Below are 21,271 nucleotides of genomic sequence, written 5' to 3' on the forward strand. Positions count from 1 at the left end.
ACCGGGCGGCTACGGGGAAACCGGACCTTTCATTTTCCCGTCGCCCAATCGTCGGTACAATGCCGCGAGCCGTTGGCCGATCATGCGGGACACGAGAAGGCGAGGCCGTCGCCGCACGTCGAAAGCCGAACAACCAGAAGAATCCTGAGAGCATGGCAGATCAAAAACTCCCTCCGGGCGCGGAGTATGAGCAGGCCACCCCGTGGTTGACCGATGTTCATCCGGACGACGTCGTCGCATCCGGCGAAGGCTTCAACGCGTGGCTGATCAGCGTGACGCATGGCTACGTGGACGTCGATCGACTGAAAACGGTCGCGAGCATGATTCCGGTGCTCAACAACCTGATGGCGCTGGCCGATGCGCTCACCGACATCGTCTCGATCATCCGCAAGCGCGGCGGCGAACTGCTCGACTATCTCGGACTCGCGATCAACCTGATCGGCGTGATTCCATTTCCGCCGGTACTGGCGCCCATGCGCCTCACGGCGCGGCCGCTTCTGGCGCTGATTCGCAATGAAATCCTGATTCACAAGCGCGACATCGGCGCCGCGCTCATATCGATCGTCGTCACGCATGTCCAGGCGTCATGCGCGACCGAGATCGAGGATTTCCTGACGAAGCTGCAGGCCGTGCTCAACGATGTGATCGATCACTGCGCGGCGAAAGCACGGGAGATCCTGACAAGTCTCGCGGACGGCATCGATGCAGTGTTGGCGGGGCAACTGTTCGATCCTGCGGAGAACGAGCGGCGGGCCGCCGAGTATCGTCAGCAGATGAAGAAGAGCGGATGGTTCAGCAAGGATCTGGTAACGGGGGCGTGGGGGTATCTGGCCGAGTCCAGGACGGCGCTCGTCAAGCGCGGCGCCAACGCCGCGACCAGCACGGCGACCGGGCTTATTTCGGAGGAATACGTCGCACCGATTCGCCAGATTGCCGTGTCCTTGCGCACGCTCGCTCCAGTGGTGGTCGGCAAGATCAACGAGCTGAAGGGCAGCGACGAAGGCAAGCTGATGTGGCTGCTGCTGAAGCTGGTCAATGCGTTGCGGCACAAGCGCGACGCGATGCGGGCCGCATCGATCAAATCGCAGGGCACGACGGAAGCGACGGCCCGGCGGCCGCAGGTGCCCGTTGCCGCGACGAAGAAGGAGGCGAGAGCGAAGGGCTCCGGTGTCGACCACTGCGAAGAGTGCGGGGTCGGCGCGTCGGGCGGTTCGATCAGCTACGCGTTCGGCGACGAGACGTTTTCTCATGCCGATTTCGAATTGCCGGGTGCGATGCCCGTCGTCTGGATACGCGTCTATCGGTCCCGGCTGGCCGGATACGATGCCGGCGAACTGGGCGCGCGCTGGCTCTCGCCGTACATGACGCGCATCGATGTTCGGGACGGCAAATGGATCTACAGCGATTCGACCGGCCGCAACATCGAATATCCGGCGCTCGCGGCAGGTGCGGTTCACGACGACCGCGTGGAAGGTGTGACACTGAGCCGGCTCGACGACACGTGGACGACGGTCGCGTACGGTCACGATTTGCTGCACGTGTACGAGAAGCGCGGCGATTCGTTCCGTCTCGCGTTGCAGAAGGATCGCGCGGGAAATACGATCGCGCTCGATTACGATGACGCGAATCGTCTGGCGCGGCTCGTCAGTTCGGCCGGCCATACGCTCGCGTTTCGCCACGACAGCCGCGGACGTATCGCAACGATCGAGCAGATCGTCGACGCGAACACGCGCACCACGCTTGCCCAATACCAGTACGACGAGAACGGCGATCTCGTGCGTGCGGCGGATCGTTACGGCAACGTGCGCCAGTATGCTTACGACCGTCATCTGATCACGCGCTATACCGATCGCACCGGCCGCGGCATGAACCTCGAGTGGGAAGGGGCGGAGCGCGACGACAACACGAATGCTCGGTGCGTGCGCGAATATGCCGACGACGGCAGCCACGACATTCGTCTCATGTGGCACCCGAACATCCGCCTGACCTATGTCACCGATGCACTGGGCAACGTCACGCGGTACTACTACAACATCCGCGGATACATGTACCGGATCGCGTATCCGGATGGCACCGAGGAGTGGATGCGGCGCGACCAGGACAACAACCTGGTCATGCATGTTCATCGCGACGGCGGCATCGAGGAGATGGACTACGACGCACGCGGGAACATGACGAAGCATTACCGCGTCGACGGGGCCGTGATCGAGATGAGTTACGACGACCGCGATCAACTCGTTCGTCTCAAGGATCCCGAAGGCTATGTGTGGGAGCGCTCGTACGATGACGCGGGGAACCTGATCGTGCAGAAGGACCCGCTCGGGCACGAGACGAAGTATGCGTACAACGCCGCCGGGATGCCGGTCAAGATGGTCGATGCGAAGGGCGGTACGAAGGTACTTGTCTACGATGACGCGGCACAACTGCTTCAGTACACCGACTGCTCGGGCAAGGTGACGAAGTGGCGCTACGATGCCGACGGGCGACTGGCGCAGTCGATCGATGCGGCTGGCAATGCCACGGTTTACCGGTACGGCCCGAATGGGGCGGTCAGCGAGATCTCGTCTCCGGCAGGCACCTATCGATATACGCACGATGCCGAAGGCCGTCTGCTGTCCCATACCGATCCGCTCGAGCGCATGACGCGTTTTTCATACGACGTCGCGGGGCGTGTGGCCAGCCGCGTCGATGCGCTCGGCTACACGCTCGCCTATCGTTACGATCGCCTCGGTCGCTTGACGGTGTTGACCGACGCGAATCGCGCGACCTACCAATTTCACTATGATCCAGCGGGGCGATTGCTGGAAGAGATCGGGTTCGACGGCAAGCGGACCACATACGGATACAGCGAGGGCACGCTGCAGCCGGTGAAGATCGACGAGGGCGGGCAGGTGACCGAACTCGAATTCGATCAGGCCGGCCGCATCGTATGCCGGACCTCGGGTGCGAGCAAGGAGCGATTCGCATACGACGCCAGCGGGCGACTCATCGAGGCGCTTAACAGCCACAGCCGGACGCAGATGTTTTTCGATTCGGTCGGCAATCTGGTGCGCGAACATCATGCTTATCGGCTGTTCGGTGAATCGCGCAGCTATGTGTGGCATCACGAATACGACGAAATCGGCACGCGGATCAAGACCGTCCGCCCCGATGGTCATGTGCTGGACTGGTTGATCTACGGGTCGGGTCACGTGCACGGGCTCGTGCTCGATGGTGAGGAGCGAATCCAGTTCGAGCGCGACGATTTGCATCGAGAAACCGGGCGGATGCTGTCGAGCAAGGTCGGGCAGCAGACGCAGTACGATCCGGCCGGACGAATCACCCGGCAGGCCATTCGGCGAGCGAATGCGCCTGCCGCATTGGCCGAGCGCCGGTATCGGTACGATGCCGTGGGGCGGCTCGAGCATATCGAGGACAGCCGCAAGGGGTTGATCAACTATCGTTATGACCCGGTTGGCCGCCTCATCGCGGCGATCGGGCCGCTCGGTACCGAGACTTTCGCCTTCGACCCGGCAAGCAACATCATTGACCCCGGTAGTCCCCGGCACGCTCGTACGCCGGGGGCGGTGAAAGCAAGCCCGGTTGTGCCGGACAGCGTGGACAGCACATTGCCGGCGGAAGTGCCGCGCGTGCTCGGGAATCTGTTGAAGGAATATGCGGGTACGCACTTCGAATACGATGCGCGCGGGAACCTGATCGGCAAGCGATCACCGGTGGGTCGGCAGGAATACGAGTGGGACGGATTCAACCGGTTGCATGTGGCGCGTGTCGAGGAGGCCGGGCGGCAGCATGAGGCGCGGTATTTCTACGATTCCTTCGGGCGCCGGATCGGCAAGGACGTGGATGGCGTGCGGACGGTGTTCGGGTGGGATGGCGATCAATTGGCGTACGAAAGCAACGAGACCGGTGCGACGCAGTACGTTTACGAGCCGGAAACGTTCGTTCCGCTTGCGCAATATGTGACGGCGCAACCGATCGCGGGGATCCAGACGCCGGTGTGGCAGGAGGGCGAGCCGTACGTGCCGGAGAAGGACCCGCTGCAACGTGTGCCGGAAAGACAGTCGGACGCGCATTTGTTCTATTACCACTGCGACCAGATTGGGACGCCGTTGCTGATGACGGACGAGGTGGGGGAGGTGGTGTGGGAGGCGTCGTATCGGGCCTGGGGCGAGGCGCGGGAAGTGATTGCGCGGGCGTCGAAGGCGGCGGGCGTGGAGCCGAGGAACCCGATTCGGTTCCAGGGGCAGCAGGAGGATGCGGAGACGGGGCTGAGGTATAACCGGTATCGGTACTATGATCCGAGTAGCGGGCGGTTCGTATCCAAAGATCCGATCGGGCTGCTGGGTGGAGTGAATTCTTACCAATACGCGACAAACCCGATCGCCTGGATTGACCCACTTGGTTTGGCGTGCCGCCGGCCGGGCGGCTATCGCGTGAATGACGCAGATCAACACGGCAACCTTAGCCCCAACGCGAATCGTGCGCCAGGTAACACGAATACGGTTGCCGACGGGCTGGTGCAGTCGCATCATCCGATTCAGCAGGAATGGGCGAAGCAACAGGTGTTTCCTAACGGGACCTATAGTTCACGAGCTGCGCCGGCGGTTTTGCTGCCGAGCACTTCGGGCTCCGTCCATGCCCAAATCTCCGGTATGCAGCGGGCATTCCGAAATCAAAACGGCTTCAATACGGATGTACAGACTGAGTTTAACGAGGCCGCTCGGCAGATGAGGGCGGCCGGTGTTCCAGAAAGTGTCGTGAGACGAGCGATACGGCAAAATTACAAGTATTTCGATTGTTTGGGAGCTTTCAATGCTAAATAAAGCGTATCTTAGCCAACATTTCGAACTGAGAACTCCAGCGACCTCTAGTCAGATTCATGATGCGGAGACGAAGATTGGGTTGTCTTTTCCTAAAGAATACGTTGACCTTCTTCAAATCACCAACGGGCTAAATTCGATGGGCTGCTTGGCTCTGCACGAGATAGAAATTTTGCCAGAACGGAATGTCGATTATGAAGTCCAGAAATACCTCCCGGGATATTTCATGATTGGGGATGATAGTGGTGGTCAAGCAATTTTGATCAATTCCAGCGGAGAGGTATTTGAAGTAGGAATGGGGGTGATGAACCCGAAATTTCTGGAGAGATCAGCAGACTCACTGACCGATTTGTTGGTGAATCTCAAAGGCTTGACGCTTGGCGAAAGATGAACTCTAGGCCGCCTGCTTGAAGTCGTTGATCAGTCATGATCCGATAAGGCTACTGAAGGCAGAATCATCGACCATGGGCGTGTCCGACCTGAGCGGGGAAGTATGACGAAAATCTGGACCACGGAGGCGGACTATCCGGAAAGTCGGATGGCACTCTACGACGAGGCAAAAAATGGGGTGGATCGCTTCGAGTTGCAGGAGGCAAAGCGCCTCGCAAGACTCGATCCCTTATTATTCGAGCTTCCCAAGAAAGGGCTGTCAAAGATTCGAGACTACGGCGTCATCTGGTCAGACATCTTGATTCCGCTCGTAAGTGAAGCGGTGCGTGTTGCGATTGAAGAACTGGCGAATGACGATGATGTTCAGTTCATCCCGGCTGTCGTTAGATCGAACGGAGAGGCGATTGATGGCCCGTACTTTCTTCTCAACCCGACTAGGAAAGTTGACGTGGTTGATCACGATGCTTCAGAGCCGATAATGGTGAAAGTCTCGGGATTTCCTGACGCTAAGGTCGGTTTCAAAAAGATGGTCTTGCGCCCCGATTTCCCAGCCAATGGCATTGGCCGGCAATACGACTCCCCGACATACATTGTCGTCGGCGATCAATTGGCCGATGCTGTTTTGCGTGCCACGAAGAAAGGAGTGAGATTCACTACTGGTATCCCACCGGTCAGTTGATGCCGAACTGACCGGCAGTGCCCGGACGGTTCCACCTGAGCCACAACCTGATGCAGCACGGAAAGGCGCCCCTCTCGTTCCAGGGGCAGCAGGAAGGATGCGGAGACGGGGCTGAGGTATAACCGGTATCGGTACTATGATCCTGTTCTTGGGTGCTTTGTCAGTAGGGATCCGATTGGTCTGGCGGGTGGGTTAAATGCGTATCAATATGCGCCCAATCCTATCGAGTGGATCGATCCGTTGGGACTTAGGTGCGACGGCCCGGCAGAGAAGCTCGCACGTAAGCTGCGCGCGCTCCAAAAGGTACAGGGAAGCGCGGTCAGCACACGACAACTCCCTGACGGGAGAATCAGGTATTACGATGCCGAAGCCCCTGCTCTAAAGCCGGGGCCTACGCGCGGACGTTCGCACGTAACCGAATGGAATCCGGGAACCGGCCAAGTTCGGTCGTGGGAGGAGACATACATCAGGCTGGCGAGGTCAACCGAGTTCATCCCAAGATGAACAGTGGCGAGGTACTAGACTTGCCTCACTATCCGCCGACAAAAGCGGATATTGATCAAGGTAAGGCTACGGCCTCTGGTCGAGCAACGTCGAGATGCCCATAAGGAAACGCAATCATGTCTGAAATGAAAGAACGGTTTCTCAATGATCTGAATTCCCTCATCAAGCTGGAGGGTTATTCTCCAGATAAGGTCGCGCGCTACGCGTACGAGTTTTATCTGGACCATTCTTTTGATGATCCTCGTCTAGAACATGTGGTGAATTTTCTGAAAGGAATGGATGCGGGGCCTGAGTTTGAATTATCGGAGGCGGAGCTGAAAGATTTTTTGATTAAGGAGTTATAAAAGAGGGGTGCTGAAAGGGTGGTCATAGTTCGTGATTTGATCGCGGCTTGAGCAATATCTGGATGCGGTTTGTGAAGATGCAAGTAGGAATAGTTGGAAGGCGGTCGATCAGGAGCTCCTGAATCTAGGCGTTGTTCGGAATTATGGACTTGATGAGTTTTATATAACGTATCGGGGTGCGTCGATTGCGTTGAAGTACGACTGGGTTCGTGTGGAGGGAATCACATATGGAAACCTGGGTGTCGCGTACTTTTATCGATATTCACCTAATTCCATCAAATGGTTCTATCCACTGCGACTTGGGTGCGACACCTAGCGGAGCGATCACACGTTTCACGTACTGCCGATGAAGTGAGGTGTGAGAATGCCGGATGGTTTCAATTTCGATCGCTGGCGTGAACGCTTGTACGCATGTGAAGACTTCGTCGACGAGAGCAAGTCCGATGAATTCTTGAATCTCTTGATCGAGGCCGAGAAAAATATGACCTACGAGGTCGCGGTGGAGCTTCTTAGGTCCTTTTCTGATGCGGACGATTTCGGTATTCAAGAGTGCACGCGCAATATACTTGAGGCCGCTGATCGTCACATATTTTATCCGGCCCTCGTGCAAGAGTTGGGCGGGGTGATTGATCGATCTCCTGAAAATCAATGGGCTGTCACTTTGCTTGGAATAGAATTTGATTATGGGGATTTCGGGTTGCTGCTGAGGTATGTGAATAAGGCCCCCGAGAGCGTAAGATGTACGGTTATTTCGTTTATCAAATCGGAAGAGTTCTTGTCTGAGTATCCGGGAGTTTCGAAATATTTGACCGGGATGTAAGTGGTGTGCCGTGAGGGCAGGGCCGAGATGAACCAGTGCTCGTTTAGACATTCATCGCGAAACCGCCCGTTGAACCGCTCCGAAGACATTCGGCCCGCCCCGCCCATCACCCGATTGATGTGCTCGCACACGCGCTTCGCTAAAATGCGCGAAGCCGCTCGCCAGTTCCCCTCTGCTGGCGCTAACGACAATCAAGAATCCGGAGACTCGCCACCATGGCATCCACCCAGCCCGACCCGCTCACGGCAGCAGGCGCCGCGCGCCCCGCCGCGATCGACCCCGGCTCCATCTCGGCCCGTCTCGACCGCCTGCCGCCGACGCGCAGCGTCTGGAAGCTCGTCGTGCTGCTGAGCCTCGGCTTCTTCTTCGAGCTCTACGACCTGCTGTACAGCGGCTATGTCGCGCCCGGCCTCGTGAAAAGCGGCATCCTGTCCGCGACGACGCACGGCCTGTTCGGCACCACGGGCGTCGCGAGCTTCATCGCCGCGCTGTTCTCCGGGCTCTTCATCGGCACGATCGCGTGCGGCTTCCTCGCCGACCGCTTCGGCCGCCGCGCGATCTTCACGTGGTCGCTGCTGTGGTACACGGCCGCCAACGTCGTGATGGCGTTCCAGGACACGGCCACAGGTCTGAACTTCTGGCGCTTCGTCGTCGGTCTCGGCCTCGGCGTCGAGATGGTCACGATCGGCACGTACATCTCCGAACTCGTGCCGAAGCAGATACGCGGCCGTGCGTTCGCGTGCGAGCAGGCAGTGGGGTTCGTCGCGGTGCCGGTGGTCGCGTTCCTCGCTTATCTGCTCGTGCCGCACGCGCCGTTCGGCCTCGACGGCTGGCGCTGGGTCGTGCTGATCGGCGCGCATGGCGCACTGTTCGTGTGGTGGATTCGCCGCGAATTGCCGGAAAGCCCGCGCTGGCTCGCGCAGCAGGGCCGGGTCGACGAAGCCGACCGCATCATGCGCGCGCTCGAGGCGAAGGTCGAGGCCGAATACGGGCGGCCGCTGCCGCCGCCCGCGCCGGCCGAACCCGTGCCGCCGCGCGGCAGCTTCCGCGACATGTGGGTGCCGCCGTATCGCAGCCGCACGATCATGATGACGATCTTCAACGTGTTCCAGACGGTCGGCTTCTACGGCTTCGCGAACTGGGTGCCGACGCTGCTGATCAAGCAGGGCATCACGATCACGTCGAGCCTGATGTATTCGAGCGTGATTGCGCTCGCGGCGCCGATCGGCCCGCTGATCGGCCTCGTGATCGCCGACCGCTTCGAGCGCAAGTCGGTGATCGTCGCGATGGCGGCGGCGATCGTCGTCTGCGGGCTGGTGTTCAGCCAAACGACGGTGGGCGCGTTCCTGATCGTGCTCGGCATCGGCCTCACGCTCGCGAGCAACATCATGTCGTACAGCTTCCACGCGTACCAGGCCGAGTTGTTCCCGACGTCGATTCGCGCGCGGGCCGTCGGCTTCGTCTATTCGTGGAGCCGCTTCTCGGCGATCTTCTCGTCGTTCGTGATCGCCGCCGTGCTGCGCGGTTTCGGCACGTTCGGCGTGTTCGCGTTCATCGCGGGCGCGATGGTGATCGTGATGGCCGCGATCGGGGGGATGGGGCCGCGCACGAAGGGCATCGCACTCGAAACCATCTCGAAGTAGTCGGCATCTGCGCATGCGTGTCGCACGGTTCGTGCGGCATGCGTGCGGCGCGGTTGCGTTCCGGTGTTCGCCATCGTCGAAATGATTTGGGATGCAAATCAACTGCGAGGCGATATCGGAACCGCATGAAACACGCAAGCGCGCCGAAAACATCCAACACGCCAGCCTGCCACGCAACGAAAGCTCAAGCGGCAGCGAGTTGAAACAAAGCGTGACGAAGCGCAATTACACGTAAAAGCGCGCTTCCGGTCGCTGCCGATTCGCGTATCGACGAGTAGAATGAAGGGCCTGACGACTCATTAGCCGCCATCGGAGCGCCCGCGTTGCACAGCGACGGCTCCGCCGCGAAGAGGCGTCGGCGCCGGGCGCGCACGATGCGCCGGACGTGTCGATGGCTTGCGCGGAAGATGCGCCGCTCGCACCAGCAGCATGCGGCGGCCGGATCGGCCGATGGCTTCGAACGTATGATTCTTGCCCCTCTGGCGCGGCGCTTTGCGAAGCCGCGTTGCCTCGAACGTGCAGCCGCCGCATACGTGTGGCTCGCTGTCGCGATGTCGATTTCCGTTCTCGCCGAGCAGCCTGCCTTTGCCGCGTCCGACGCTGCGCCGTCTTCGTCCACTGCGTTGCCGGCTTCAGCGGCGTCCCGCACGCCGCCGGCTTCATCTGCGCATGCAGTGTCGGGCGCATCGGCTGCCGCGCCAACATCCGCCGCGTCACACGCGAATCACGCGGAATCCGCGAGCGCAACATCGGGGGCATCCGCGGCTTCCGCCGCGTCGGCCGCCGCGCCCGCATCGGCCGCATCCGGCACGCCCGCCAGCGAGGCCGAGCCGCCTCCACCCACTCCGCCGCGCCGGCATCCGCCGCTGTCGGTCGAGGAGGCGCAAAACGCGACGACCCGTGCGCTCGACATGCGCAAGCGCTTCACGCAGGAAGTCACGCGACGCCTGAACGTGCCCGCGAACGAACAGCGCGCGTACGGCGACCGCCTTCAGAAAGCGCTCGCCGATGCGGATCTCGGCGATCTCGCCGGCGAATACGTCGTAATGGTCGATCGCGCGCCGAACGTGCAGGCGCTGTTCATCTATTTCCGCGCGACGCCGGCCAATGCGTGGTTGATGATTGGCGCATCGCCGGTCGGCACCGGGCTGCCGGGCCGGTACGACCATTTCCTGACACCGCTCGGCGTGTTTCATCACTCGCCCGACACGATGGATTTCCGCGCGGAAGGCACGACGAACGAGAACGGTATTCGCGGCTACGGCCACCGCGACATGCGCATCTACGACTTCGGCTGGGTGGATGGCGAGCGCGGCTGGGGCAAGGGTGGCGTGTCGCCGATGCGCTTCCAGATGCATGCGACCGACCCCGACCGGCTCGAAGCGCTGCTCGGCATCCGGCATTCGAAGGGCTGCGTGCGGATTCCCGCGTCGCTGAACACGTTCCTCGACCAGCACGGCCTGCTCGACGACGACTATCAGGCACGCGTCGAGGCCGGCAAGTCGTTGTGGGTGCTGCGTCGCGATCGCGACGTCACGCCGATCGCGGGCCGCTACCTGGTCGTGATCGATAGCGCCCGCAAGACTCGCCCGGCCTGGTCACCGATGCCGGGGCGCGGCGCGTGGTCGAAGCTGCCGAAGGGCGGCGACACGGCGGACTGAGCGCCGGTTCACCGACAGCGGAATGCGCGAGGATGAGAATAAATCCGTTTTATTGACATATAAGGAAAGCAAACTTTTATTATCCGATCCGGGTTCGTATAGTCGAGTCCAGTTTCGCGGAACCCTGCCGCGCCTGGACCACCACCGACCACACGACCCGCATGAAAACTCTCTACAAGCTCGCTCCGCTCGCGATGCTCGGCGCCTTCGCGACCCATGCCGGTGCGCAAAGCAGCATCACGCTGTACGGTCTCATCTCGGCCGGTGTCGGGTTCGCGACGAACCAGGGCGGCAAGAACGCGTGGCAGGCGTTGTCCGGCACGAACCAGAACCCGCGCTGGGGGCTGAAGGGCAAGGAGGATCTCGGGCAGGGGCTGTCCGCCGTCTTCCAGCTCGAGAACGGCTTCAACGTGATGACGGGCACGGCTGCGCAGAACGGTCGCGAGTTCGGGCGTATGGCGTACGTGGGGCTCGCCGACCGCACCTACGGTTCGCTGACGTTCGGTCGCCAGTACGATGCGATCCACGACTACATCGGGCCCGTGATCATCGCGAGCAACGGCGTGAACATCGGCGACAACGATAACGGCTACAACGACATCCGCGTGCAGAACTCGGTGAAGTACGTGAGCCCCGTCTACTACGGGCTGAAGTTCACCGCGCTGTACGGCTTCAGCAATACGACCGGTTTCGCGAACAATAGCGCGTACAGCTTCGGGCTCGGGTATGAGCGCGGCCCGCTGCGCTGGAGCGTGGTCTATGCGCAGTACAACCATCCGTACAGCGCGACGAACCAGGACGGCGCGATCGCGAACGACTATGCGTCGCCGCTGCTGATCTTCAGCAAGAGCGCGATGTCGCCGGCCGCATACGCAAGCCGGCAGCGGATCGCGGGCACGGGCGGCTTCTACACGATCGGCCGTGCGCAGTTCGCGGCGATGTTTACCGACGTGCGCTACGATTACCTCGACAATTCGCACCTGCACCTGCAGAACCTGGGCGTGAACGTCGTCTACACGATGACGCCGCAACTCTTTCTCGGCGCCGCGTATGCGTTCACGAACGGCAAGTACGACGTGATCGACAAGCGTCCGAAATGGCATCAGGTGAACCTGCAGGCCGATTACTTCCTGTCCAAACGCACCGACGTCGCGCTGACGGTGATCGCGCAGCAGGCGGCCGGCGACGCGGACCATGCGCAGATCTTCGCGTATGCGCGTTCGACCGGCACGCGCCAGATGATGGCGACGCTCGGCGTCCGGCACGTGTTCTGAGCGCCCGGCCATGACCCATCCGATCGCCTCCCGCCGCACCTTCCTGAAACTGTCCGCCGCGCTGGCCGGCACCGCGCTGCTGCCCGAAACGGGCGCATTCGCGGCCGGCGGCGACGCCGCGCGCCGCACGGTGATCATCGACACCGATCCGGGGCAGGACGACGCCATCGCGATCCTGTTTGCGCTCGGCGCGCAGGACCGGCTCGACGTGCGCGCGCTGACGGCCGTGGCCGGCAACGTGCCGCTCGAGCTGACCGAACGCAATGCGCGGATCATCCGCGACTGGGCCGGCCGCACGAACGCGCTGCCGGTGTATGCGGGCTGCCCGCGGCCACTCGTGCGCGATCTCGTGACGGCCGCGAACGTGCACGGCAAGACCGGGCTCGAAGGCGTCGAACTGCATGCGCCGCGCGCGCCGCTCGCCGCCGGTCACGCGGTGTCGTACCTCGTCGATACGCTGAGCCGCGCGGCGCCGAACAGCGTGACGCTGTGTGCGCTCGGCCCGTTGACGAACCTTGCGACCGCGCTGGTCGAAGCACCGCAGATTCGCGCCGCGTTGCGCGACATCGTGCTGATGGGCGGCGCGTTTTTCGAGCGCGGCAACATCACGCCGGCCGCCGAGTTCAACATCTACGTCGATCCGCACGCGGCCGACGTGGTGTTCGGCAGCGGTGTGCCGATCGTCGTGCTGCCGCGCGACGTCGCGGTGAAGGCGTCGATCACGCCGGCGCGCGTCGCGCCGTTCCGTGCGCTCGGCAACCGCTGCGGCGCGATCGTCGCCGACATCATGGAGGCCGAGCTCGCCTACAACAAGAAGCGGCGCGGCGTTGAAGACGCGCCAATGTACGACCCGACGGCCGTCGGCTATCTCGTCGATCCGACGCTGTTCGGCGGCCGCAAGGTGAACGTGGTGGTCGAGACGACCGGGCAGTGGACGCTCGGCGAGACGATCGTCGACTGGAACGGGCGCAGCGGCCGTGCAGCGAATGCGACATGGATCAACGAGGTCGACGCGGACCGCTTCTACGCGACGCTCGTCGAGCGCATCGCGAAATTGCCCTGAGTGCGGGCGGCCGTGCGCGGCGAACGGAATCAGATGCGCTGCTCGATCCACTCGCGGCACGCGCGCACGTGCGGGCCGCGATCGTCGGCGGCGAGCGAGATCAGCGAGATCGCGCGCGTGACGCGCGGCTTGTCGACGCGCAGCGCGACGAGTTCGGGATCGTGCAGATGCATCGTGTAGAGGCTCGGCAGCACGGCGGTCGCGAGGCCGTTGCGCGCGAGCGCGTAGAGCGGCTCCGTGTATTCCATCCGGTACGTGACGTTCAGGCGCAGCTTTCCGGCGCCGCCGGTGCGATGCAGCGATTCGCTGACGCTGCCGCGCACGAACACCGCGAGATCGCGATCGACCAGCTTCGCCCACGTGACGCTCTTCGCGCGGGCGAGCGGATCGTCGTGCCGCACGACGATCACGATCTCGTCCTCGAACAGCTGCCGGTAGCGCAGCGTGCCGTCGTCGCTGTCGGGTTCGCGCACGCCGATGCCGAGATCCGCGACGCCGTCGCGCACCGCTTCGACGAGCGCGCTGTTCGGCAAATCGGTGAGCGTGAAGCGCAACGTCGGGTGCGTGGCGCGCAGCGCGTTGAGCGCGGGCAGCAGGCGGCCCGCGACCGACGGGATGAACGCGATGCGCACGGTCTGGATGCGTTCGCCGATGAGCCGCGTCATGTCGTCGAAGGTGCCGCGCGCCTGATTGAGCAGGCGCTCGGCGAGCGGCAGCACGGCTTCGCCCGCGGCGGTCAGCGTGAGCCGGTGCGCGGTGCGTGCGAACAGGCGGCCGCCGAGCAGGAACTCGATCTGGCGGATCGACGCGGTGAGCGCGGGCTGCGTGAGCGACAGCGCCTGCGCGGCTTGCGTGAAGCTGCGTGCGTGTGCAAGGACGACGAAGTGCTGGACCTGCCGCAGCGTGAGCGCGGGAAGCAGCGACGAGCGGTCGGACATCGGGCAATGACGGTCGGGATGCGGTACGCGGCAGTATAAGACCGCGCTGCACGACCCGACACAGGACAATATTCGGAATCACAGGAGAACCACCATGTCAGCGACTGACACGATGCCGGCGCGCGTGCCGGCCAACTGGCTCGAACGCCGCTTCGCGCTCGCCGCGCGCGGCACGAGCGTGCGCACCGAGACGATCGCGGGCGTCACGTCGTTTCTCGCGGCCGCGTACCTGCTCGTCGTGATCCCGTCGCTGCTCGCGACGGGCGGCATGGACCGCGGCGCGGCGACGACCGCGACGATCATCGTGTTCGTGCTGTTCACCACGCTGATGGGGTTCTACGCGAACCTGCCGTTCCTCGTCGGCCCCGGTATCGGCGGCTCGGTGATCATCGGCGTGACGCTCGCGACGACCGAGCACGTCGGCTGGCAGACGGGCCTGGGCATCGCATGCGTGTCGGGCGTGCTGTTCTTCCTGCTGACGATACTCGGCGCGCGCGGCGTCGTGGTGCGGCTGATTCCGGTGCAGATCAAACTCGGGCTCGGTGCGTCGATCGGGCTGTTCGTCACGATGCTCGGGCTGCGCAATGCGGGGATGGTCGTCGCGAACGCGAAGACCAACGCGTTCGCGCTCGGCGACTTCTCGCGGCCGGGCGCGTTGGTTGCGCTGATCGGCCTCGCGGTCGCGATCGTGCTGCAGGCGCGCAAGGTGCCCGGCGCGATCCTGATCGCGATCCTCGTCGCCGCCGCGGCCGGTGTGCCGCTCGGCGTCACGCACCTGCCCGCGTCGGTCATGTCGCTGCCGCACGGCATTGCGCCGATCGCGTTCAAGCTCGATATCGGCAGCGCGTTGAGCCTGGCCGCCGCGCCGTACCTGTTCGCATTCTTCGCGGCGGAATTCTTCTCGACGCTCGGCACCGCGCTTGCGGTCGGCGCGAAGGCGAACCTGCTCGACGAGCACGGCAACCTGCCGAACATCAACCGGCCGTTTCTCGTCGACTCGCTCGCCGCGACGCTCGGGCCCGTGTTCGGCATTCCCGCGCTGACCGCGCTGATCGAATCGGCAGCGGGCGTCGAGTCGGGCGGCCGCAGCGGGCTGTCGTCGGTGGCGGCGGCCGTGCTGTTCGCCGCGATGCTGCTGTTCGTGCCGGTCGCGCTCGCGATTCCGAAGGAGGCGACGGCGCCGGCGCTGATCCTGATCGGGCTGTCGATGTTCGCGACGATCCGCCATACGCATTTCGACGACTTCACCGATGCGCTGCCCGTGATGTCGATGGTGCTGCTCACGCTGATGTCGAACAGCTTCGGCACCGGCATCGCGGGCGGGCTGCTGTGCTACGTGCTCGTCAAGCTGCTGGCTGGGCGCTGGCGCGACGTGTCGTGGGGGCTCGTCGTGCTCGCGCTGCCGCTCGGCTATTACTTCTGGACCGTCGTGAAGCCGCACTGAGAGACGGCTTCGCGACGCAATGGCACTACCGAAAAAAGAGACTGACATGAAGGGAACACCAGGCAACGTTCCGGCCGCGCGCACGGGCATCGAGATCACGACGGCCCATCGGGCCTTCTTCCGCGCGCTGCCGAAAGTCGAGCTGCATTGCCACCTGCTCGGCGCGGTGCGGCACGACACGTTCGTCGCGCTGGCCGAACGCAGCGGGGCACCGATTGAACGCGCGGAGATCGAGGCGTTCTACGCACGCGGCGAGAAACCGGTCGGCGTGCTGCACGTGCTGCGCGCGCTCGATAAATATCTGCTGACGCAACCCGACGACCTGCGGCGTATTACCTATGAGTATCTGGAAGACGCAGCCGCCCACAACGTGCGGCACGCGGAATTCTTCTGGAATCCGACGGGAACGGTGCGCGTGTCGGGCATCGCGTATGCGGATGCGCAGGCCGCGATCGTGACGGGAATTCGCGATGCCGCGCGCGATTTCGGAATCGGCGCGCGCGTGATTCCGAGCATCGACCGCGAGCAGGACCCCGACGAAGCGGTTGCGATCGTCGAGTGGATGAGCGCGCATCGCGCGGACGAAGTCGCGGGACTCGGTATCGATTATCGCGAGAACGACCGGCCGCCCGAGTTGTTCTGGAAGGCGTACCGCAGCGCGCGTGCGGTCGGCTTCCGCACGACTGCGCATGCGGGCGAGTTCGGGATGCCGTGGCGCAACGTCGAGACGGCCGTCGATCTGCTGCAGGTGGACCGCATTGATCACGGCTATACGATCGTCGACAACCCCGAGCTGTGCGCCCGCTATGCGGAGCGCGGCATCGTGTTTACCGTCGTGCCGACGAATTCGTATTACCTGCGCACGCTGCCGCCGGCGCAATGGGCCGAACTGCATCCGATGCGCAAGATGCCGGGGCTCGGGTTGAAGATCCATCCGAACACTGACGATCCGACGTTGCACAAGGTGAACCCTTCGGAAGCGTGGGAGCTGATGTTCAGCCATTTCGGCTTCACCGTGGCCGAGTTGAAGCAGTTCATGCTGAACGGGATCGACGGCGCGTGGGTCGATGACGCGACGAAGGCGGCGTGGCGTGCAGCGTGGGTGCCTGAATACGACGCGCTGGCCGCCACGCTCGCGGCCGGCTGAACGCGGTCGAGTGCCTCGCCGGCCGGTACGTCGCCGGGCCGGCGATTCATTCGAATCGGGAAGATAGTCGCGGTCGAAATCGGATAGCGTATTGCGCGCCGTCATGGTCGAACGATGACGGTGATGGTGCGCGGCGCAGGCGGCCACCGCCGGCGTCATCGCGTGCTTCTATAATGGGCGCCGACACGATCACGGCAACAATAATAACGAGGGCGACCCTTCCGATGGGCAATCGAGCATGGCTTTATCTCCAGCCAGGTAATGGCGACGACGCGCGAACGATCGAGTTCGCGGAATCCAATAATCACTTTCCGCTGCTGTGGCGCGTGCTGTTGGCCGACGGCGGCGCGGGCGACGCGATTACCGATCAACGCGTGTTCGGCGATGCCGGCACGCCGAATCTCATGAGCGATGCACGCGCCGCGCTTGCGCGCCTCAGCCGGCTCGCGGCGTTCGTCACCGCGTATCCACTGCCGGGCGACGATCCGGCGCTCGCGCGCCAGTTCGATGCGGTCGTGCGTCATCTCGGCGAGTCGATCGATGCGCTCGGCGACGCGCACGGCGCGGCCCGGCTATCCGCGAACCTCGACGAACTGTCATGGCTCGACGACGGCGATCCGAACGACTACATCGACGAGAAACGCGATGCGTGCACGCGCCTGTGGTGGCAGGTCGCGAACTGCATGGACTTCCGCGACGTGCGCGGCGTGCGCGATGCACTCGAGATCGATACGCCCGCTGACTGGGGCGACTGGGCGTGGGGCTTCGGATTCGGCGGCGTGTCGCATCATTATTTCCGGCGCCAGAATCCGCCGCGCCGCGTGACGTTCGCCGAGATGTTCGACGCCGGTGAGCTGCACGGCAACTGGCTCGATCACGACACGTTCAGCTTTCGCGGAAGCAACGGCCTGTGGGGCGTGCGGCGTGAAACCGACGACGCGTGGGACGTGATCGTGCCGCCCGAGTGGACGAACCTGTGGGCCAGTGGCGCGCGTGACGACCGGTTGTTGTGGGCCGCGCGCGACGGCAAGGTCGGCCTGCTGCTTGCCGATGGGGACGTCGCGGGCGGCGGTGTCAGGATCGTGCGCGAACCGGCGTTCGACGCGGTGTGGGATTTCAGCGGCGACGTCGCCTGCGTGCGCGTGGGCGAGCGGTTCGGGCTCGTGCGCACGGACGGGGCGTGGGTACTCGAACCGACGCTCGACGATTTCGGCGAGTTCACCGGCGGTGTCGCGTCGGCGAGCCTGAATGGCCGCTGGGGCTTCGTCGATACGCATGGCGCGTGGACGATTCCGCCGCGTTTCGACGACGCGCACGAATTCGTGAACGGCGCCGTCGCGGCGGCAGCCGAAGGCGAGCGATGGGGGCTGATCGGGCGCGACGGGCAATGGCGCGCACAGCCCGAGTGGGCGTCGCTCGAATGGTCGTCCGAGTGGGGCGCGTTCGTCGCGCGGCGTAACGGTCACGTCGGTCTCGTCGATGCGAAAGGCCGGGTGATCGTCGAACCGCATTACGCGGAAGTTGCACCGCTGACCGGCGGCGAACACGCGGAAATGTTCGATGAGCTCGGCACGATCCGCCATATCGTGCGGCGCGACGACGGCCGTTGCGCGATCGTCGACGGGCAGGGCCGCGTGCTGACGCCGTTCGACTTCGTCAACATGGGGGCGCTGACGTGGTTGCCCGACGACGAAGCCGTGCCGGGCGAGCTGTTCACGCGTTACGCGATCGGCGTCCTGCCGGGCGAGCCGGGGCAACTCGCGATCTGCGATCTCGAGACGGGCGCGACGATCGCGCAGGGGCGCTACGACGATGTGGCCGGCCTGTTCTGGGGCGCCGATCATGGCTGGCTCGCCAGCGTGCAGGACGACGACGGCCACGACGTGCGCGCGACGGTATTGCGCGCGGACGGCACCGTGCTGCATCCGGCGCGTTACACGCGAATCGGCGACGATGCGCTGTTCGACGACGATCGTGACGACGATGCACGGCATGCGACGTTGATGCCGTGGTTCGTTCGCCGTGTCGAGATCGCGCAGCGCTGGCGCATGGATGAACCGGTCGCCGCATTGCGCGATGACGGCGTTCCCGTGTGGCTGTACGCGGATGGGCACGCGACGACGACGCTGCGGTAGCCCGGAGCGCCGCCGGCACGTTTAGCGAAAGAACCTCAACCAGTCGAACAGGCCCGAATGCGGCGGTGCGCGTCGCTTCGGCGCCGGCGCGCTGCGCGGCCGGAAGTCGGGCGAGAACTGCACGTGCGGATCGATCGCCCGCGCGCGCAGCGCCGCATCGTAGAACGACCCGACGATCGGCAGCGCGCTGTGCGCGCCCGCGCCCCAGTAGTCGCTGCGCAGCGTCACGCTGCCGTCGTCGAAGCCGACCCATGCGCCGGCCACCAGTTGCGGATGCATCAGGATGAACCAGCCGTCCGTGTTGTCCTGCGTCGTGCCGGTCTTGCCCGCGACGTCGATCCGGATCCCGTAGCGCGAGCGGATGTCCGCGCCGGTCCCGTAATCGACGACGCCGCGCATTGCGTCGACCAGCGTCTGCGCGGCAGGCGCGGGCAACGCGCGTTCCGGCGGCGCGCTGCCGAACGCGGCGAGCACCCGGCCGTTGCGATCCTCGATGCGCGTGATCATCTGCGGCGCGACGTACACGCCGCGGTTCGCGATCGTGCCGTACGCGGACACCATCTCTTTCAGCGTGACGGGGCTCGTGCCGAGCGCCAGCGACGGCACCGCATCGAGCGGGCTGTCGCGCACGCCCATCGCGCGGGCGAGCTGCGCGACCTTCGCGGCGCCTTCGTGCTGCATGACCTGCGCCGTGATGCGGTTGCGCGACAGCGCGAGCGCGTCGCGCAGCGTCATCGGCTCGCCGGTCGGCGGTTCCGCATCGGTCGGATGCCACACGGCGCGGCCGTCGATCGGGATCGCGACGGGGCGGTCGACGAAGGTATCGCCCGGCCGCATCCCGTCCGCGAACGCGGCGCCATAGACGAACGGCTTGAACGTCGAACCCGGCTGGCGCCGCGCCTGTACCACGTGATCGAATGGCTCGCTGCCGAAATCCGGGCTGCCGACCCACGCACGGATCGCACCGTTGCGCGGATCGATCGCGACGAAGCCGGCCTGCACCTGCGTCTTGCGCTCGCACAGCGCGCGCATGAATTCGCGATTCGCGCCGAGCTGCTTCAGCGCGAGCACATCGGTGAGCCCCGTGTCGCGCGCCTGGCGATACTCGGGCGTCTGCCGCATGAAGCCGACGAACAGGTCGTTGCGCAGCCCGCAACCGGACGGCCCGCGCCATGCGCCGTCGGCGATCGCCTGCAGTCGTTCGGTCTGCCGCGTCAGCGCCTGCGTGGCCATGTCCTGCAGCCGCGCATCGAGCGTCGTGCGCACGACGAGGCCGTCCGCGTACAGATCGTAGTTGTTGCGGTCGGCCCATGCGATCAGCCACTTGCGCAGTTGCACCGCGAAATGCGGCGCGAGGCCCGGCTGCGCGGTCTGCGGTTCGAAGTCGACGCGCAGCGGCCGGCGCTGCAGTTTCGCGAGCTGCTGCGGCGACAGCATGCCCATCTGCGCCATCCGGCCGAGCACGATGTTGCGCCGCTGGACCGCGCGGTCCGGATTCAGCACCGGGTTGTAGTAGCTGTTGCCCTTCAGCATCCCGACGAGCGTCGCGCTTTCCGTAATGTCGAGCTGATCGGCCGATTTGCCGAAGTAGGTGCGCGCGGCCATCTCGACGCCGTACGCGTTGTACAGGAACGGCACGGTGTTCAGGTAGGTTTCGAGGATCTCGTCCTTGCTGTACACCGCTTCGATCTTGAACGCGGTGATCAGCTCCTTCAGCTTGCGCGTGAGCGTCGGCGCGCGACCGACTTCGTCGGGATACAGATTGCGCGCGAGCTGCTGCGTGATCGTCGAGCCGCCCTGGCGGTCGCCCGAGAACGTATGCAGCCCGGCCGCGAGCGTGCGGCGCCAGTCGATGCCGTGATGCGCGTAGAAGCGGTGATCCTCGGTCGCGATCAGCGCATCGACCATATGCGGCGAGATCTGCTTGAGCGGCACCCATTCACGGTTCACGGGCCGGAATTCGGCGATCAGCTGGCCGTCGGCCGACAGCACGCGCGCGGGGCGGTCGATGCGCGCCTTGCGGATGTCGCCGATGCTCGGCGTGAACGGAACGAACGCGAGCAGCACCAGCAGGCCGAGCACCGGGATCGCGGCGAGCGTCAGCGCGACGCCGCGCCGGGTCGGATGGCGCAGGCGATGCAGCGCGCCCGCGCCCAGCGCGCGGACGCGCGTGCGGCACGCGGCGGCGAGCGGCGCGACACGGGCGCGGCAACGAAGCCACGCATCTCGGAGAAACGGCACGAAGCGATTCAAGGCGGCAGGAGCGCGGAGGGAAGACGCGCGATCCTAGCAAACGGAACCCGGCGCCGGTGCCCGAAACGGCCGTTTGCTTGCTAATGCCGTTCAGTTAAGGTTCTTTCTGAGGAACCGGACAGCATAACGAGCAGGACGGGACTTGACGGCCCGATC

Annotated in this window: 15 protein-coding genes; 13 read left to right on the forward strand and 2 right to left on the reverse strand. The window is 64.2% G+C overall.

The features are described 5' to 3' along the window. The first annotated feature begins 152 nt into the window (after positions 1-152). The 10 genes from J8I35_RS31405 to J8I35_RS31450 all read left to right on the forward strand — a co-directional run bounded on the left by J8I35_RS31405 (position 153) and on the right by J8I35_RS31450 (position 13,198). A complete protein-coding gene (locus J8I35_RS31405; RefSeq protein ID WP_209928851.1) occupies positions 153-4,823 on the forward strand; it encodes an RHS repeat-associated core domain-containing protein in 4,671 nt (1,556 codons plus the stop codon). Next, positions 4,813-5,211: an SMI1/KNR4 family protein gene (locus J8I35_RS31410; RefSeq protein ID WP_209928853.1), complete on the forward strand. Its 399-nt coding sequence runs from the start codon at positions 4,813-4,815 to the stop codon at positions 5,209-5,211. Before J8I35_RS31405 ends, J8I35_RS31410 begins: the two co-directional genes overlap by 11 nt. Positions 5,212-5,358: 147 nt before the next feature. Then, the gene (locus tag J8I35_RS31415; protein WP_235356268.1) at positions 5,359-5,889 is read left to right on the forward strand and encodes a DUF1629 domain-containing protein; all 531 of its coding nucleotides are present in this window, start codon (positions 5,359-5,361) and stop codon (positions 5,887-5,889) included. A 111-nt stretch (positions 5,890-6,000) separates the two neighbouring features. Continuing rightward, positions 6,001-6,393, forward strand: a complete 393-nt coding sequence (locus J8I35_RS31420) for an RHS repeat-associated core domain-containing protein (protein ID WP_209928873.1) — start codon at positions 6,001-6,003, stop codon at positions 6,391-6,393. 116 nt (positions 6,394-6,509) lie between these two features. Further along, a complete protein-coding gene (locus J8I35_RS31425) occupies positions 6,510-6,737 on the forward strand; it encodes a hypothetical protein (protein ID WP_124681250.1) in 228 nt (75 codons plus the stop codon). A 364-nt stretch (positions 6,738-7,101) separates the two neighbouring features. Further along, on the forward strand, positions 7,102-7,557 hold the full coding sequence (locus J8I35_RS31430; protein ID WP_209928854.1) for a hypothetical protein: 456 nt from the start codon (positions 7,102-7,104) through the stop codon (positions 7,555-7,557). A gap of 215 nt (positions 7,558-7,772) precedes the next feature. Then, positions 7,773-9,200, forward strand: a complete 1,428-nt coding sequence (locus tag J8I35_RS31435) for an MFS transporter (protein ID WP_209928856.1) — start codon at positions 7,773-7,775, stop codon at positions 9,198-9,200. A gap of 374 nt (positions 9,201-9,574) precedes the next feature. After that, complete coding sequence (locus J8I35_RS31440; RefSeq protein WP_209928857.1) at positions 9,575-10,861, forward strand: L,D-transpeptidase; 1,287 nt, start codon at positions 9,575-9,577, stop codon at positions 10,859-10,861. A 161-nt stretch (positions 10,862-11,022) separates the two neighbouring features. Then, positions 11,023-12,135, forward strand: coding sequence for a porin (locus J8I35_RS31445; RefSeq protein WP_050016275.1), 1,113 nt, complete (start codon positions 11,023-11,025; stop codon positions 12,133-12,135). A 10-nt stretch (positions 12,136-12,145) separates the two neighbouring features. Continuing rightward, on the forward strand, positions 12,146-13,198 hold the full coding sequence (locus J8I35_RS31450) for a nucleoside hydrolase (RefSeq protein WP_124631660.1): 1,053 nt from the start codon (positions 12,146-12,148) through the stop codon (positions 13,196-13,198). 29 nt (positions 13,199-13,227) lie between these two features. Here the strand turns inward: J8I35_RS31450 and J8I35_RS31455 are convergent, their stop codons facing one another. Beyond that, complete coding sequence (locus J8I35_RS31455) at positions 13,228-14,136, reverse strand: LysR family transcriptional regulator (RefSeq protein ID WP_209928861.1); 909 nt, start codon at positions 14,134-14,136, stop codon at positions 13,228-13,230. A 94-nt stretch (positions 14,137-14,230) separates the two neighbouring features. Here J8I35_RS31455 and J8I35_RS31460 point away from each other — a divergent pair, with 94 nt between their 5' ends. From J8I35_RS31460 to J8I35_RS31470, 3 genes are all read left to right on the forward strand, one after another. Beyond that, the gene (locus tag J8I35_RS31460; RefSeq protein WP_209928863.1) at positions 14,231-15,580 is read left to right on the forward strand and encodes an NCS2 family permease; all 1,350 of its coding nucleotides are present in this window, start codon (positions 14,231-14,233) and stop codon (positions 15,578-15,580) included. Positions 15,581-15,626: 46 nt separating this feature from the next. After that, entirely contained in the window at positions 15,627-16,727 is a 1,101-nt protein-coding gene (add, locus tag J8I35_RS31465) for an adenosine deaminase (protein WP_209928866.1), read from the forward strand. Between the two features lie 173 nt (positions 16,728-16,900). Beyond that, positions 16,901-18,862 (forward strand): WG repeat-containing protein, encoded by a 1,962-nt coding sequence (locus tag J8I35_RS31470; RefSeq protein WP_245170510.1) that lies wholly within the window; start codon positions 16,901-16,903, stop codon positions 18,860-18,862. A gap of 21 nt (positions 18,863-18,883) precedes the next feature. Here J8I35_RS31470 and J8I35_RS31475 read toward each other — a convergent pair whose 3' ends face one another. After that, positions 18,884-21,115 carry a transglycosylase domain-containing protein gene (locus tag J8I35_RS31475; RefSeq protein WP_209928869.1) on the reverse strand — a complete coding sequence of 744 codons (2,232 nt, stop codon included), beginning with the start codon at positions 21,113-21,115 and terminating at the stop codon, positions 18,884-18,886. Positions 21,116-21,271 lie beyond the last annotated feature (156 nt).

The organism is Burkholderia sp. CpTa8-5 (genome assembly GCF_017815045.1).
Lineage (GTDB): Bacteria > Pseudomonadota > Gammaproteobacteria > Burkholderiales > Burkholderiaceae > Burkholderia > Burkholderia sola.